This is a genomic window from Tsukamurella sp. USMM236, from assembly GCF_037148755.1.
In the GTDB taxonomy this organism is placed as follows: Bacteria; Actinomycetota; Actinomycetes; order Mycobacteriales; family Mycobacteriaceae; genus Tsukamurella.
The window spans coordinates 36,647-52,607 of sequence record NZ_JBBCSS010000008.1 but is presented as its reverse complement, the minus strand read 5'-3'; the positions used below and the strand labels follow the sequence as shown (position 1 = coordinate 52,607).

Annotated in this window: 12 protein-coding genes, 1 tRNA gene and 1 pseudogene; 7 read left to right on the top strand and 7 right to left on the bottom strand. The window is 71.9% G+C overall.

Annotation, left to right across the window (positions count from 1 at the left end; all coding sequences use genetic code 11):
• Window positions 1–53: 53 nt before the first annotated feature.
• From WFK95_RS21285 to WFK95_RS21270, 4 genes and pseudogenes are all read left to right on the top strand, one after another.
• A pseudogene (locus WFK95_RS21285) lies at window positions 54–206 on the top strand (type II toxin-antitoxin system VapB family antitoxin); the annotation flags it as partial.
• A gap of 101 nt (window positions 207–307) precedes the next feature.
• On the top strand, window positions 308–688 hold the full coding sequence (locus WFK95_RS21280; protein WP_336672011.1) for a VapC toxin family PIN domain ribonuclease: 381 nt from the start codon (window positions 308–310) through the stop codon (window positions 686–688).
• 78 nt (window positions 689–766) lie between these two features.
• Window positions 767–1,903, top strand: a complete 1,137-nt coding sequence (locus WFK95_RS21275) for a metallophosphoesterase family protein (protein ID WP_336671878.1) — start codon at window positions 767–769, stop codon at window positions 1,901–1,903.
• Complete coding sequence (locus WFK95_RS21270) at window positions 1,900–4,533, top strand: AAA family ATPase (protein ID WP_336671877.1); 2,634 nt, start codon at window positions 1,900–1,902, stop codon at window positions 4,531–4,533. Before WFK95_RS21275 ends, WFK95_RS21270 begins: the two co-directional genes overlap by 4 nt.
• Window positions 4,534–4,668: 135 nt before the next feature.
• Here WFK95_RS21270 and WFK95_RS21265 read toward each other — a convergent pair whose 3' ends face one another.
• Window positions 4,669–6,192, bottom strand: coding sequence for an acyl-CoA synthetase (locus tag WFK95_RS21265; protein WP_336671876.1), 1,524 nt, complete (start codon window positions 6,190–6,192; stop codon window positions 4,669–4,671).
• A gap of 225 nt (window positions 6,193–6,417) precedes the next feature.
• On the bottom strand, window positions 6,418–6,888 hold the full coding sequence (locus tag WFK95_RS21260) for an SRPBCC family protein (protein WP_336671875.1): 471 nt from the start codon (window positions 6,886–6,888) through the stop codon (window positions 6,418–6,420).
• 150 nt (window positions 6,889–7,038) lie between these two features.
• Between WFK95_RS21260 and WFK95_RS21255 the strand changes: the two genes are divergently transcribed.
• On the top strand, window positions 7,039–9,498 hold the full coding sequence (locus WFK95_RS21255) for an HAD-IC family P-type ATPase (protein ID WP_336671874.1): 2,460 nt from the start codon (window positions 7,039–7,041) through the stop codon (window positions 9,496–9,498).
• Window positions 9,499–9,502: 4 nt separating this feature from the next.
• Here WFK95_RS21255 and WFK95_RS21250 read toward each other — a convergent pair whose 3' ends face one another.
• The 3 genes from WFK95_RS21250 to WFK95_RS21240 all read right to left on the bottom strand — a co-directional run bounded on the left by WFK95_RS21250 (window position 9,503) and on the right by WFK95_RS21240 (window position 11,465).
• The gene (locus WFK95_RS21250) at window positions 9,503–9,952 is read right to left on the bottom strand and encodes a hypothetical protein (protein WP_336671873.1); all 450 of its coding nucleotides are present in this window, start codon (window positions 9,950–9,952) and stop codon (window positions 9,503–9,505) included.
• Window positions 9,949–10,296, bottom strand: a complete 348-nt coding sequence (locus tag WFK95_RS21245; RefSeq protein ID WP_336671872.1) for a hypothetical protein — start codon at window positions 10,294–10,296, stop codon at window positions 9,949–9,951. The genes WFK95_RS21250 and WFK95_RS21245 overlap by 4 nt, the downstream gene beginning before the upstream one ends.
• Window positions 10,297–10,373: 77 nt before the next feature.
• Complete coding sequence (locus WFK95_RS21240; protein WP_336671871.1) at window positions 10,374–11,465, bottom strand: GGDEF domain-containing protein; 1,092 nt, start codon at window positions 11,463–11,465, stop codon at window positions 10,374–10,376.
• Between the two features lie 147 nt (window positions 11,466–11,612).
• Between WFK95_RS21240 and WFK95_RS21235 the strand changes: the two genes are divergently transcribed.
• Both WFK95_RS21235 and WFK95_RS21230 read left to right on the top strand, forming a co-directional pair.
• Complete coding sequence (locus WFK95_RS21235; protein WP_336671870.1) at window positions 11,613–12,317, top strand: O-methyltransferase; 705 nt, start codon at window positions 11,613–11,615, stop codon at window positions 12,315–12,317.
• 198 nt (window positions 12,318–12,515) lie between these two features.
• A complete protein-coding gene (locus WFK95_RS21230; RefSeq protein WP_336671869.1) occupies window positions 12,516–14,120 on the top strand; it encodes an HNH endonuclease signature motif containing protein in 1,605 nt (534 codons plus the stop codon).
• A 4-nt stretch (window positions 14,121–14,124) separates the two neighbouring features.
• Here the strand turns inward: WFK95_RS21230 and WFK95_RS21225 are convergent, their stop codons facing one another.
• Window positions 14,125–15,759, bottom strand: coding sequence for an FUSC family protein (locus WFK95_RS21225; protein ID WP_336671868.1), 1,635 nt, complete (start codon window positions 15,757–15,759; stop codon window positions 14,125–14,127).
• A gap of 90 nt (window positions 15,760–15,849) precedes the next feature.
• Window positions 15,850–15,922 (bottom strand) — tRNA-Arg (locus WFK95_RS21220).
• Window positions 15,923–15,961: the final 39 nt, after the last annotated feature.

Here is a 15,961-nt window from a genome sequence, read left to right as displayed (position 1 = left end):
GCAATGTGGATGATGTTGGTGGTCTGCATACAGAGCCAACAAGGAGGTTGCGCATGTCAGTCACACAGATCGACCTCGACGACGAGGCGCTGGCCGAGGTCATGCGGCTGGCGGGGGTCCGCACCAAGAAGGAGGCGGTGAACCTCGCGCTGAGCGACTATGTCGACCGGTTTCGCCGTGTCGAAGCGCTTGCGCGCTCCCGTGAGCGGGCGAAAACGTGGGACTACGACGGGTGGGTCGCAGCACGTGCCGACGAGAAGGCGGTGCGTTGATTCAGTTCCTCGCGGATTCCTCGGCGGTGTGGCGACTGCAGCGGGACCCTGAGCTGACGGGACAGTGGCTGGAAGCCCAGCTCAGCGGTGCGATCGGGTCGTGCGACCCGCAACGAGCCGAGTACCGCGGGGCTGCGCGGAACGCCGATGAGTTCGACCAGATGAGTGCGATGTTCATCGACCTCTACCCGGACGTTCCGGTCCCGAAGGCGAGCTGGCGGTGGATCGAGTCGGCGCAGTACCGTCTCGCGAAGGTCGGCGCGGTGCGCGCGTTGTCCGTGGTCGACCTGCTCGTCTGCGCGACCGCCGCGGCCCGCGGCCTCGTCATCCTCCACGACGACGCCGACTTCGAACTCGCCGACCGCCTTCTCCCTGATGTGCAGGCGCGACGCGTCGTCGGACCGACGGCGAGCTGATCGTTCGGCCGCGTCGGTGACGGAACCTGTCGGTGGGGGTCACTACCCTGAGGGGCGACCTACGAGGGGGTGACGGGCATGCGCTTTCTGCACACGGCGGACTGGCAACTGGGGATGACCCGGCACTTCCTCGATGCGGACGCGCAGGCCCGGTTCACCGACGCCCGGCTGGACGCGATCTCCCGCCTCGGGGCCGTTGCGGCCGAGCGGGAGGCGGAGTTCGTCGTCGTCTGCGGTGACGTCTTCGAGGACAACCGGCTCGCCCCCGCGGTCGTCGCCCGCAGCCTCGACCGGATCGCCGCGATCGGCCGCCCCGTCTACCTGCTGCCCGGCAATCACGATCCGCTGGACGCCGCCTCGATCTACACGTCCGAGGTCTTCCGGCGGCACCGCCCGGCCAACGTCATGGTGCTCGAGAGTCCCGGCGTGCACGAGGTGCGTCCGGGCGTCGAGCTGTTGGCCGCGCCGTGGTTCTCCAAGCACCCCGCCGGGGATCCGCTCACCGAGGCCGTCGCCGCGGCCGCGCCGCCGGCTGCGGGCGTGATCCGCGTCGCCGTCGGGCACGGCGGCACCCTGCCCGTCGGCGCGCGCGACCAGCGCCTCATCGACGTCGCCGCGCTGTCGGATCGGATCGCCGCGGGCGAGCTGCGCTACGTCGCCCTCGGGGACCGGCACTCGGTCACCGAGGTCGCCCCGGGCGTCTGGTACTCCGGCGCCCCCGAGGTCACCAACTTCGACCACAAGGAGACGGGGTCGGGCTCGGTCCTCGTCGTCGACGTCCCGGACGAGGGCCCGGCGCGGGTCGAGCCGGCGCGGGTCGGCACGTGGCGGTTCGCCTCCCGCGAGTTCCCGCTCACCGCCGAGCGTGACGTCGACGCGGCCGTCGGCGCGCTCGCTGCGCTCCCGGACAAGGACCGCACGGTGGTCAAGGTCGGCTTCACCGGCACCGTCGGGCTGGCGGCCAAGGCTCGGCTGGACGCCGAGATCGAGGCCCTGCGGGCCCGGTTCGCGGCCGTCGAGCTGTGGGAGCGCAAGACCGACCTCGCGGTGCTCCCGGGCGAGGAGGAGCTGGACGCGCTCGAGCTCACCGGCCCGGCCGCCGACGCCGCGCAGGAGATGCTCGGCGTCGCGCGCAGCGGCGGGGAGCGCGCGGCCGACGCCTCCGGCGCGCTCGCGCTGCTCTACCGCCTCACCCGCCAGGAGGTGGGCGCATGAGGCTGCACCGCCTGGCGGTCAAGGATTTCCGCGGCGTCACCGAGCGCGAGATCGCCTTCGCCGACACCGGCGTCACGCTGCTGCACGGCCCCAACGAGGCCGGTAAGTCGTCGATGGTCGAGGCGCTCCAGCTGCTCCTGGAGGTCAAGGCCACGTCGAAGTCGCAGCGGGTCGAGGCCGTGTGCCCCGCGCACCGCGACGCCGGCCCGTTCGTCGAGGCCGAGCTGACCGTCGGCCCGTACCGTTTCGTGTACGCCAAGCAGTACCACCGCCGCCCCGGCACCGTGCTCACGGTGCTCGAGCCCACGCCGCTGCAGCTCACCGGCGGCAGCGCCGAATCGTGGGTCGCGGAGCAGATGGCCGCGCACGTCGACGGCGACCTGCTCGCCGCGCTCACCGTGCTGCAGGGCCCCGGCCCCGGGCAGCCCTCGCTGCGCGACAGCGCCGCGTTCGCGAAGGCGCTGGACTCGGCGTCCGGCGGCGCGGGGGAGGACGAGCCGGGTGCCGAGCGGCTGGCCGAGGCCGTCGCCGCGGAGCGGGCCCGCTACTTCACCCCGACGGGGCGCCCGACGGGCGAGCTGTCCGCCGCCCGCGCCCGCGAGGCCGCCGCCCGCACCGCGCTGGACGAGGCCGAGGCCGCGCTGCGCGAGGTCGACCGGGTCGTCGAGCAGCACTCGCTCGCCTCCGCCCGCCTCGGCGCCCTGGTGGAACGACGGTCCGCTGCCGCCGCGGCGCTCGAGGCGCTCAGCGCGGATCAGGAGCGGATCGGCGCGCTCCAATCGCGGCTGGCGCAGTCCCGCTCCGTGCTCGAATCGTCGGTGCTGCGCGAGCAGCACGCGGGCGACGCCGCCAACCGCCGGCGGCGGCTGATCGACCGGCAGGCCCTCGCCGTGGAGCGCACCGCGCAGGTCCGGACCCAGCGCGACCGGGCGCTCGCGGACCGCGAGGTGCTCGCCGCGGAGGCGTCCTGGCTCGAGACGACGGTGCACGAGCTGTCGGCGGTCTCGGCCGACCGGCGGGAGCGGAAGTCGCAGGCGCAGTACGCCGTCGACTACGCCCGCGAGTCCGTGGGCTATCAGCGCACCGTGAAGCGGATCGAGCAGGCGCAGCTGCTCGGTAAGGAGGTGGAGGACGCACGGAACCGGCTCGCCGCGAACCCGATCGACCGCCGTGCCCTGCAGACCATCGCGGTCGCGGAGCAGCGGTACGAGAAGGCGCAGGCCCGGTTCTCGGCGCTCGCCGCGACGCTGACGCTCGAGCGCCTCGGCTTCTCCGACGTGCTCGTCGACGGCCGCAACATCGGCGAGGAGCCGGTCGAGGTCGTCGCGGGGAACGGCACCGTGATCGAAGTGCCCGGCGCGGTCCGGATCGAGGTCGTGCAGCGCGGCGAGAGCGCCGACGCCGCCGCTGAGGTGAAGGCCGCCCACACCGCGCTGCTCGCCGCCTGCCGCGACGCGGGGGCGGAGGACGTCGCCGCGGCCCGCGAGCTGCACGAGCAGCGTGACGCCGTCGAGATCGAGCTGCAGGAGGCGCGGATCGCCCTCGCCCACGCGCTCGGCGACAACACCCTCGCCGAGCTGCGGCAGCTGGCGGAGGAGTCGGCGGAGCGGATCGTCGCGCTGGAGGCCGCGGTCGACCCCGAGCTGCTGGCAGTGGACCCGGAGCGGGCCAAGGCGAACCTCATGGACGCCACGCAGGCGGAGGTCGCCTCGCGCGGCGAGGAGCGGCAGACCCGCGAGCAGCTGGGGCAGAAGCAGCAGGAACTGCACACGGCGGATGTCACGGCGCGCACGGCGGCCAACCGGCTGCAGGACTTCGACAACCAGGCGTCCGAGCTGACGGCGGCGCTGGAGCGCGCCCGCGCCGAGTCCGCCGACGACGCGTTGGGCGCCGCTGCGGACGCCGCCGTCACCGGGCGGGAAGCGGCCGGCGCCGAGGTGGCGGCGCACGAGGCCGCCGCCCGGGAGGCGGACGTCGCCGGATTCGCCGCCCGGTTCGCGGCCGCCCGCGCGCAGGACGAGCGCGCCCGCGCCGCGGGGGCGTCGGCGCGGGAGGAGCTCGCCGGCCTGAACGGCCAGTTGCAGCTGTTCCAGGCCGACGGCCGCCGCGACCGGCTCGACGCGGCCGAGGCGGAGCACGTGCACGCCGACCGTGCCCTGACCTCGGTGGAGGAGCGGGCCCGCGCGGCGGCACTGCTGCACGAGACGCTCACCGCGCACCGCGACGCCCGCCGCGCCCGTGTGCAGGCGCCGTACCAGCGGGCGCTGGAGGAGCTGGGCCGCACCGTGTTCGGTGATCCGCTCACCATCACCGTCGGTGACGATCTGACCATCGCCTCGCGCACCGTCGACGGGGTCACCGTGCCCTTCGAGTCGCTCTCGGGCGGCGCGCAGGAGCAGCTGGGCGTGCTGAGCCGGCTGGCCTGCGCCCGCCTGGTCGACGGTGCCGACGGCGCCCCAGTCATCTTCGACGACGCCCTCGGACACAGCGACCCCACGCGCCTCGGCGCGATGGCCGACGCCCTCGTCGAGGCCGGCCGCGGCGCGCAGGTGATCGTCTTCAGCTGCGTCGCCGGCCGGTTCGACGCCCTCCGCGGCCGCGACGGCGTCACCGAGGTCGCCCTCGGCTAGACCGATCGCGGTTCCGGCGGTGTGCAGTGCCGGGGCCGTACGGGCAGCCGGGGCCGGGGGCACCCGGTCCGGCGCCGTACCAGCAGCGGCCGCCGCACGACGGTCCGTAGGTCCGGCGCCGAGGGCGCCGTCCGGCTAGACCTGCTCGCGCAGCTTGAACTTGAGCACCTTGCCGGCGGGGTTGCGGGGGAGGGCGTCCACGAGGTGCAGGGCCAGCGGCAGCTTGTACGGCGCGAGGGAGTCCTTCGCGAAGTCGCGCACCTCCTCCAGCGTGAGCGAGGCCTCGGGCTTGAGCGCGACGATCGCGGTCACGGCCTCGCCCCACTTCTCGTGCGGCGTGCCGATGATCGCGACCTCCGCGATCGACGGGTGGCGGTAGAGCACCGACTCGACCTCGGCGGGGTAGACGTTCTCGCCACCCGAGATGACCATGTCCTTCACCCGGTCGACGACGGTGACGTAGCCGTCCTCGTCCTGCTGACCCACGTCGCCGGTGTGGAACCAGCCGTCGGCGTCGATGGCGGCGCCGGTGGCGTCGGGGTTCTGCCAGTAGCCGGGCGTGACCTGCGGGCCGCGCACGCAGACCTCGCCGCGCTCCCCGGCGGGGGCGGGGGCACCGTCGGGCCCGAGCAGCGCGACCTCGGAGAGCGGCAGGATGTGGTGGCCGGCGGCGCCGATCTTGCGGGCGGTGTCGTAGACGTCCATGACCAGGGCGAGCGGCGCGGTCTCGGTGAGCCCGTAGCCTTGGCAGAAGGGGATGCTCCGGCCGTTGTAGAGCGCGATGAGCGGCTCGGGGACGGGAGCGCCGCCGCAGGTGAACTGGCGGACGCTGGAGAGGTCCGCGGTCTCGAACGCCGGCACCTGGCTCATGAACAGGAACATGGCGGGCACGCCGAACATCGTGGTCACGCGGTGCTTCTCGATGAGCTGCAGCGCGGCGGTGGGGTCGAAGGCGGGCAGGATCACCAGCTGCCCGCCCTTCTGCAGGGTGATCAGCGTGGTCACGTTGAGGCCGCCGATGTGGAACAGCGGCGCCGCGACGAGGCTGATGTCGGTCGACATCGTGTCGAGGCTCAGCAGCGCGTTCATGTTGTTCCAGAACATGTTTCCGTGCGTGAGCATGGCGCCCTTGGGGCGGCCAGTCGTGCCCGAGGTGTACATGATGAGCGCCAGATCGTCCTCCGCCGGCGACTGCGGTTCCGTGATCGGAGCGCGGTCCGCGAGGAGGGCGTCGAGCTGCTCCCAGCCGTCGACGGGCTCCAGCGCGATCGCGCGCGCGAGGCCCGACGAGGCCCGAACCGGCTCGACGACGGCGGCGCGATCGGCGTCGGCCACCAGGGTGTGCACGCCCGCGTCCGTGAGGATGAACTCCAGCTCCGCCGAGGTCAGCCGGAAGTTCAGCGGCACGAAGACGGCGCCCGCGCGGGAGGCGGCGAACATCGTGGTGAGGAAATCGGGGTGGTTGAAGCCCACGTAGCCCACGCGGTCGCCCGTGCGCACGCCCCCGGCCACCAGCTCGGCGGCGAGGCGATCGGCCCGATCGGCGAGCTCCCGGTAGCTCCACGTCGTGTCGCCGTAGGTGACGGCGGGGCGGTCCCCGCTCACGGCGGCGCGGCGCGCGATCCAGGATCCGAGGTCGACGGCGGGGCGAGCGGGCATGGTGACTCCTTGACGTGCGGGGAAGGTGGCACTGATCTTCTCCGCCCGAGGCCCCCCGGGGTGCCGATTTGTCAGATTCTTAGGTCCAGGGGCAGTCGGTCGCCATCGGCGCCCGATCAGGCGCCGACGTGTGCACCGTTGACCACCCCGTGGGTGGTCTTCGGTGCACACGTGTCGGTCGGACGGTCAGGGGGCCGGTGGTCGGCAGTGGCCCGCCGCACGGCTCTAACGGTTCTCCGCCCGCGCCTTCAGGGCCGCGAGGCCCTTCTCGAAGTCCTTGCCGGCGAACTTGTCCATCGGGACGATCCTGCCGATCAGCGAGAACAGGCCGCTGGTCTCGCCGGTCATGGTCCAGGTGACCTCGACACCCGCACCCGACGGGACGATGTCGAAGCGCACGTGGTTGTGCGAGGACATCGGCTTGATGAACTCGAGGTCCACGTCGACCGAGCGACCGGCCTCCACGGCGGAGATCGTCATCCGGCCGGCCCCGGCCTTCCGGTTACCCTTCCACGCGTAGCTCGCGCCCGGTCCGCTCGACGGCCCGGTGTACTCGCGGTGCAGCTGCGGGTCGAGGTCCTCCCACGGCGACCACAGGCGCCACTCGTGGAAGTCGGCGATGAGGCCGTAGACGGTCTCGGCGGGCGCGGCGGGCGCGGCGATCGCGGTGGATCGGGTGACGGTGAAGGCGGTCATGCGCGGAAGAATACGGCGCGATCGGAGACGGAGCGCGGCGAACACGGATGGGCCGACCGTCGGGAAGGCCCTCCGCCGCGGTGTCACTCCGACACCGGCACGACGTCACCACAGGGCCGCGGGTGCAGGGGCGTCATTAGACTCGCGGTCATGACTGCTGCCCCCGACACGACCTCCGGCGTCCCCGCGTCCGGCCTCACCGCGGCGCAGGTCGCGGAGCGGGTTCGCGACGGCCGGGTCAACGCGCTGCCCAACCGGTCGGGCCGGAGCACCTGGGACATCGTCCGCGCCAACGTCTTCACCCGCATCAACGCGATGCTCGGCGTGCTGTTCCTGCTGGTGCTGTTCACGGGCTCGCTCATCAACGGGCTGTTCGGCCTGCTGATCGTCTTCAACTCGGGCATCGGCATCATCCAGGAGCTGCGCGCCAAGAAGACGCTGGACTCGTTGGCCATCGTCGGGCAGGCCCATCCGGTGGTGCGGCGCGACGGGGTCGCCACCGAGGTCGGGCAGTCGGACGTCGTGCTCGACGACGTCATCGAGATCGGGCCCGGCGACCAGATCGTGGTCGACGGCGAGACGATCGAGTTCGATGCCCTCGAGGTCGACGAGTCGCTGCTCACCGGCGAGGCCGACCCCGTCGACAAGCAGTTGGGCGACGAGATCTTCTCCGGCAGCTTCGTGGTCTCCGGCTCGGGCGCCTACCGCGCGACGAAGGTCGGCGCCGACGCCTACGCCGCGAAGCTCGCCGACGAGGCCAGCAAGTTCACCCTCGTCAACTCCGAGCTGCGCTCCGGCATCGACAAGATCCTGCAAGTGATCACCTGGCTGCTGGTCCCGGCGGGCGTGCTCACCGTCTTCAACCAGCTGGTGATCTCGAAACAAGAGCTCAACCAGGCGATCCTCGGCATGGTGGCGGCGCTGGTCCCGATGGTCCCCGAGGGGCTCGTCCTGATGACCTCGATCGCGTTCGCGGTCGGCGTGGTGCGGCTCGGGCAGCGCAAGTGCCTCGTGCAGGAGCTGCCCGCGATCGAGGGCCTCGCCCGCGTGAACGTGGTGTGCGCCGACAAGACCGGCACGCTCACCGAGAACGGGATGCGGCTCTCCGAGCTCGACGTCCTCGACGGCGACCGCGCCGACATCGAGACCGCGCTCGCCGCCGTGGCGGCGCTCGACCCGCGCCCCAATGCCAGCGTGCAGGCGATCGCCGAGGCCTACCCCGACGCGCCGGACTGGCGCGCCGCCGCCGTGGCGCCGTTCAGCTCCGCCAAGAAGTGGTCGGGCGTCTCGCTCGCCGCCGGCGACGCGCCGCGCGGCAACTGGATCCTGGGCGCCGCCGACGTTCTCCTCGACCCCGAGTCCGACGGTGCGCGGCGCGCCACCGAGCTCGGCTCGACGGGGCTGCGCGTGCTGCTGGTTGCCTCGACCGACCTGCCGGTGGACACCGAGGTCGACGGGCTGGAGGCGCCCGGGCGCCTGGTGCCGCGGGCGCTGATCGCGCTGGAGCAGCGGGTGCGCGTCGACGCCCGCGACACCCTCGACTTCTTCGACTCGCAGGGCGTCGCCGTGAAGGTGATCTCCGGCGACAACGCCGTCTCGGTGGGCGCCGTCGCGCACTCGCTGGGGCTGGGCTCGCCCGATTCGTCGGTCGACGCGCGGAAGCTGCCGGCGGACAACGACGAGCTGGGCGAGGTCGTCACCGACAACGTGACCTTCGGCCGCGTGCGTCCCGACCAGAAGCGGGCGATGGTCAAGGCCCTGCAGTCGCGCGGTGACACCGTCGCCATGACCGGCGACGGCGTGAACGACGTGCTCGCGCTCAAGGACTCCGACATCGGCGTGGCGATGGGCTCCGGTAGCTCCGCCGCGCGGTCGGTCGCGCAGATCGTGCTGCTGGACAACAAGTTCGCCACCCTGCCCTACGTGGTCGGCGAGGGCCGGCGCGTGATCGGCAACATCGAGCGCGTCGCGAACCTCTTCCTCACCAAGACGGTCTACGCCGTGCTGCTTGCCTGGCTCGTGGGCCTGGCGGGTCTGGGCGCCAAGATCTTCGGCTTCGCGCCGATCTCGTACCCGTTCCAGCCGATCCACGTCACGATCGCGGCCTGGTTCACCATCGGTATCCCCGCCTTCGTCATGTCCTTGGCGCCCAACAACGAACGGGCCAAGACGGGGTTCGTCGGGCGGGTGCTGCGGCTGGCAGCACCGTCGGGCGTGGGGATCGGCCTGGCGACCTTCCTGTGCTACCTCGTGGTGAACCCGGGCGGCTCCGGAGCTGCGCTGGGCGGGAAGGCCGCGACGCTGAGCCCCGAGCAGATCCAGGCGTCGACGGCGGCCCTGATCACGCTTCTGGTGGGCTCGCTGTGGGTCCTCGGGATCGTCGCGCGGCCGTACACCTGGTGGAAGATCCTGCTGGTCGGCGGCTCGGTCGCGTTCTACGTGGTGCTGTTCTCGATCCCGTTGGCGCAGGAGAAGTTCTTCCTCGACGTCAGCGACCCCGCGATGGTGGGCACCGGCTTCGCCTTCGGTGGGGTGTCGATCGTGCTGGTGGAGGTCCTGCGGCGGGTGGCGCCGTCGGTCTTCCGCTCGGTCGCGCACCGTCGGGCCTGAGACCTCACTCGGGCAGCGGCGTTCCCCACCAGTGGACGCCGTTCGCGTCGCGGACGAGGCGATCGGCGCGCGCTCCGAGCGGCTCGCCGATGCAGAAGGCGGCGGCGTCCCGGCCGACGGTCTCCGGATCGTCGACGGTGCCGTACAGCGGTGAGATCGTCGCCTCCGTCGCGAATCCCAGTGTGATGGGCTGGTCCCACCAGCGGTAGACGACGTGGAACAGGTCGCCGGTGGTGCCCGCGTCGATGACGCCGACGCACCACTCCTCGGTGATCCGGCCATCCCTCAGCGCCGTCAGACACCCGAGGAGCGCGGCCTCCTCGGGCGTGCGCGGCGTGCCGAGCTCCTCGATGAGTCTGCTGTGGCTGCGGGTCGTTCGCGGCAGCTCCGGTGAGTAGGTCGCGGCGGCCTCGTCCGGGGTGAAGAAGTCCTCGTCGACCACGGGGCGGCTCACCGGCTGTCCCGGCTGTCCCACACACGCAGACCGATGAGGTACCGCTGGTCCGGGTGGTCCCACGGCAGCGATTCCTGGAAGCGCTTGTGCAGCGCGAAGATCTCGTAGCCCTGCAGTGGGCTGTGTCCGGGGTACCAGGCATGTTCGCGGATGATCCGGTTGGCGTTCGCCAGCACGTCCTGCAGCGTCGCGTCGTCGATGCGCAGCTCGGCGCTGAGCTCGCCCATGATCGGGAGAACGCCGTCCCGCGGGGGAGGGGGCTCGCCCCACCACGCGATCAGCATGAGCGGTGGCACGTCCACCTCGACCGTGACGACCCGGGGGGCGAAGGACTCGATCCTCATGTCCCGATCGTAGGGTGGCCGGCGATCGGACTCGGCGGTGCGCGGGGCCCGCGACGAAGAGCGCCGCGACCGCGCGGTCACCCGTCGACGGTCGTGGTCCGGTTCCGCCCCGCGGTCTTGCTCGCCTTCAGCGCGCGATCCGCTCGGTCGTTGAGATCGTCGAGCACCGTCGAGGTGCGGTTCGTGGGTGCGTGGTCCATGCGCACGAGGCCGATGCTCAGGGACACGGAGGTCCCGTCCGGCAGTCGCACGGGCTCGCGGTGGATGGTCTCGGTGAGGAACTCCGCGTCCCGATCAGGCTCTCCGCTGATGACCGCGAACTCGTCGCCGCCGAGTCGGCCCACGACGGCATTCGGGGTGGTGCCCCCGGAGATCAGGCGCGCGACGTTACGGAGCACGCCGTCGCCGACGGTGTGACCGAAGCGGTCGTTGATGCCCTTGAACTCGTCGACGTCGATCGCCGCTATCAGCAGGTCGCCGGTTGCGCGGTTCAGGAGGCGGCCGCTCGAGAATTCGAATCCGCGGCGATTGAGGAGGTTCGTCAGCGGATCGAGAGACGACTCGAGCAACTGCTTGCTGATCAGGCGCTGCATCTCGACGGTGTACCGCCGGAGCAGGGCCACGACGGCGTTGGACACGACGAGCGCGACGACCACTTCGAGACCCACGGTGAGCGGGTTGAACCCGGCGGCGAGGAGCGTCCCTCCTAGTACGAGGACGACCGCCGTCGAGAAGGCGATGTGGAGGGCCATGACCCGTCCGCCCACGAAGTGCGCCACGTAGGCGCCGATCACGGAGAACAGGCCCGTGCCGATCAATGCGGCTTGGGCGTTCTGCATGCACAGCACGACGCCGGCGAGGCCGGCGTCGGCGTAGGCGACGAAGGCGATGCTGCTCTTGCTCCGCGCTCCCTTCGACCAGAGCGCGCCGGCGAGGGGAGTCCTGGCGACGATCGCGGACGCGGGGATCACGCTGAGGCAGATGAGCCCGATCGTGATCTGTCGCCACCGGCTGTCGCCGGCGCCGTCGGGGATGACGATCGTGACCGAGCCGAACGCCCCGAACGCGACGGTCAGGGCCGCGATCGCATACCGCCACAGCTGGTCCCGCAGCTCGATGCGGCGGAGGAGATGGCGCGGTGTCCCGGCTCCGAGAGTCATCTCCTCCATGCCTCCCATCGTCCCACGGGGCACCGCCGACGCGTTCGGGATCGCATGCTTCGAGATCGCCAAGAACGGGTGTCGGTGCCTACGTCGATGGCACGACTCGCGACGCGAAATCTTGTTAGGCCAAACAAAAGTCGGTACCGTCGGTGCATGGACAAGCTCGCGCCGTCGCCGCTGGATCCGCTCGCCGCCGCGGTGGCGGGCCGCCTGCACGCGCAGAGCAAGAAGCAGATCATCGCCAACGTCCCCGGCTTGGCGCGACGTATGGCGGTCTCCCTGGTGCGGGAGCGCTCGATCGACTTCACGCAGGGGGATGAGGGGAGGAAGTTCGTCGCCGACAAGCTCGTCGCGATCGCGCCGGCGAAGGCCGCGCTGATCCACATGCTGTGCCGCTCGATCGGCGCGACGCGGATCGTGGAGGCGGGGACGTCGTTCGGGGTCTCGACGATCTACCTCGCCGCGGCGGTGCGCGACAACCTGGCTGAGGGCGAGGAGGGCGTCGTGATCGGGACCGAGCACGAGCCGGGGAAGGTGCGGCGGGCGCTGCGGAACCTGCGGGAGGCCGGCGTCGCCGAGTACGTCGAGATCCGGGAGGGCGACCTGCGGGAGACCCTCGTCGACCTGACCGGACCCATCGACTTCATGCTGGTGGACATCTGGACGCCGATGGCCCTACCCGCGCTGCGACTGGTGACGCCGCACCTCCGGCCCGGCGCGCTCGTGGTGTGCGACAACGTCGTCGGCGCCGCATCCGAGTATTGCGAGTACCTCGAGTTCGTCCGTGACCCCGACGGGCCGTTCTCGTCGGTGACGGTGCCCGGCAACGGCGGCCTGGAGATCTCCCGCAAGCGCTGACGGTCTGCACGGGTGGCCCCATGGACCGCACTACCGAGCTCACGCGCAGCTCCACGCCATCACCGCCGAGCCGGGCGACATCCACGGCTGCCGGGGCGAGCCCACCGCCTGCGACCGAATCTGGAATGAACATTCGAGTGTGTAGCACTGCATCGAACGCGGACGTAGAATCGAGGTAGGGAAGAGGGGGTGATGGCGATGAATTCCGATACAGCAGACGAATATCTCGCCGTTCTCACGGCCTTCGAACACGCGGCCGAGCGGCTCGCATCCGCAGACCCGGTGATGCTCTCCTCGCAGGAGGTACTCGACAGCCTGCGCAGGCTGGAGACGGCGGCCCGCAAGGTGCCCTACGGCCAGAATCTGCTCGTCGGCGTGGCGTTCGAACAGGGCCTACCTGCAGAATTGGGCTACACCGGGATCAAGGAACTCCTTGTCGACCAGTTGCGCCTCGCCGGCGCGGAAGCGCGTGATCGGTTGCACGGCGCGTGCAACCGCGTGCCGCGGCACGCCCGCGGCCTCGCGCCGGAGCCCAAGTACGAGCTCATTGCGGAGGCACAGCGCGAGGGACGGATCTCGGAGCGGCACGCCACCGCGATGGGGAAGGTCCTCGACACCTGCTACCGCCTGAACGGCAGCGACCTCGACGACCTCGAGGAGGTCCTCGTGACAGCGGCGGAAAGCGTTCCGCCGGAAGACATCGCCGTGATCGGGAAGCACGCCCTCGCTCTCCTCGATCCCGACGGTGCCGAACCCGACCGGGATCGCATCCGACGGTCGCGCGAGCTCACCGTGAGCGCCCAGGGCGACGACCTCATGTCCGACATCGGCGGTGCCCTCTCGCCCGAATGCCGCGCCCTGCTCGACGCGGTGCTCGAGAAGTTCGCTCGCCCGGGCGTCGTCAATCCCGATGATGCCGCGGCCCCCGTCGACCTCGGTGACGCGGACGCGATCTGTGAGGCGGCCGCGCGGGATAAGCGCACCGCTGCGCAGCGCAATCACGACGCGCTGGCGCACGCGCTGGGCGTAGCGATCGACTCGGGTGAACTCGGCAGTCATCGCGGCGTGCCGTGCGTGCCGATCATCACTGTGGGGATCGATCAGCTCGAGTCCGAGACCGGCATCGCGACCACCGCCACCGGTGGGCGGCTCCCTGTCGCGGACGCGCTGCGGATGATGGGTGCCAATCCCAAGTACGTCCTGGTGCTCGATCTGGCGTCGCGACCGTTGTTTCTCGGACGGGAGAAGCGTCTCGCCTCCGCGGATCAGCGGATCGCGCTGTACGGGGCCGAGAAGGGGTGCACCGCTCCCGGATGCGACGCGGCCGCGACCCGCTGCCAGGTGCACCACATCACCGAGTGGGCCGACGGCGGCGCGACGGACGTCACCGCGCTCACCCTCGCCTGCGACGCCCACCACGGCAAGGTCGTTCCCGACCTGACGGAGAATCCGCGCGGCTGGGAGACGATCACGATCCCGCACGGCGAGCCGTACGCCGGGCGGACCGGCTGGCGTCGCGGCGCCGACCCCGCCGGGACGCATCGCGTCAATCACCGGCGTCACGCCGAGGAGCTCCACCGCGAGGCACTCGTCCGCTGGCGCACGCGGTGCGCGCAGTTCCGGGATGCGTGGGTCGAACAGGACCTCCGTCGCCAGTTCGAGGAATCCTGCGCCGACCACGAACTGATCGCGAAGGTCCTCGACGGTCCGCACGGCCCGCCGCTCCTTGAACAGCTGCTCGCCGACCACGATGCCGACACCGCCTGGTGCGCACCGTCGAACACCGGCGCCTACGCGGCCTGAGGCCTCAGAACCGGCGCCGCCAGTCGGAGCCATCGGGGAGGCGGGCGTCGGGGGCGGCCGTCCAGAACGCGGAGGCTAGGTCGTAGCCGTCGTGCACCAGCGCCGCCCGCGCGGGCCAGAGATCCGCCGTCCACTCGGGCTCGTTGTGCATCGAGTCGATGCCCGCGCGCACGCCGCCCTCCAGCTCGAAGTGCAGGTGCCGGGCCGCCTCGCGGGCGGACTCGGCGCCCACCGGCACGGCCGCGGCGGCGTCGACGAGATCCGTGGCCGCGCCCCGGATCCGACGATCGGTCCAGGCGAACGTCCGACGGTGCGCGCCCGGGTCCAGCAGGTACATCGCGAGCAGCGCGATCACGACGCCCACCAGGGTCTCCAGCAGACGGTCGCGCATCACCGGTCCCGCCGCCCCGCCGGTGACGCCCGCACCGCTCGCCAGCAGCGCCACCGGGGTGATCACCACGACCGCCGCGGCGTAGTTGCGCACGACGAGGATCTCGATGCAGAACTGCAGTGCGGCGACCACCGCGATCAGCGCGTAGCCCTGTGGAGCCGCCGCGTGCAGGCCCGCGAACAGAACCAATCCGACTGCGGTGCCGAGGAATCGGTGCAGCGCCCGCACGGTCCCGTGCACGCGGTCGACCCCGGTCTGCAGCACCACGAGGGCGCTGATCGCCGCCCAGTGCGGTCGCTCGAAGCCGAGCGCGATGCTCACCGCGCCCGCGGCGATGCAGGCGACGCCGACCCGGCCCGCGGTGATCGCGGCGTGCGAGGAGGGGTTCAGCGAGCGGCGCAGGCGGTGGCCCACCGTCGGCCGCAGCCGTGACGTGGTGACCGCGCGCGTGGGGTCGGCCTCCGTGTCCGCGTCATCGGAGGAGGCGGCGGCGAAGCGACGGTTCGCATCCCGCAGGTCGGCCAGCAGCGCCGCATCGGCGGGGCGGCTCGCCGCCCGGGCGTCGTCCATCGTCGACCAGGCCGCGACCAGGGCGGAACCGGCGGCGTGCCGGCGCTCGGCGGAGGGCGGACCGTCGGTGGCGAGATACGCGTTCACCGTCCCGATCGCGCGCCCCGCGGCCTCCCGCTGCGGCGCCGACGGATCGACCAGCACCCCGGACATCGAGACCAGCACCGACGAGATCGCGCCCAGGGAGGCACCGACGACCAGCATTGCGGGATCGGCGCCGGATTCGACGGCGATCAGCCCTCCGGACCCGACGAGCGCGAAGAACAGGGCGCCCGGCGGACCCAGCCGCAGCGCGTCGACCACGAAGACGGCCGCCACGGCGGGGATGACCGTCATCAGCACGGCGCAGGTCTTGAGAAGGACGCCGCCCGCGGGCACGGCCCACCCGATCGTCGCCCCCATGGACACCGCGACCAGCAGCGCCAGCCCTGCGGCCGCCACCACGTGGCCGCGTACGCGGTAGGCGCGGCCCTCGCCGTACAGCACGGCGAAGGCGCCGAAGGTGGTGAAGAGGGCCGAGCTCGCGTGCCCGGCCGCGACCAGCCCCGCGCCGGGGATCGCCACCGCCGCCGCGGCCCGCAGGCCGGCCCGCCACCGCCAGACGGGCGCACCGTCGGCGAAGACGAGCGAGCGGACCCGCGCGACGCGGGGCGGGGGATCGTGGAGTGGTTCGCTCACCGGACCATTCCAACACCGCCGCCGCGGCGGCGCACACGCGGCAGTGCGGGGGAGAGATCGGGGCGAAGAATGCAGTGACGCAGAAGAAAGTGCCCCCGGCAGGATTCGAACCTGCGGCCTTTCGCTCCGGAGGCGAACGCTCTATCCCCTGAGCTACGGGGGCGCAGGGCGTAGCAAGGTTAGCGCATAGGGCAGGCCCGGC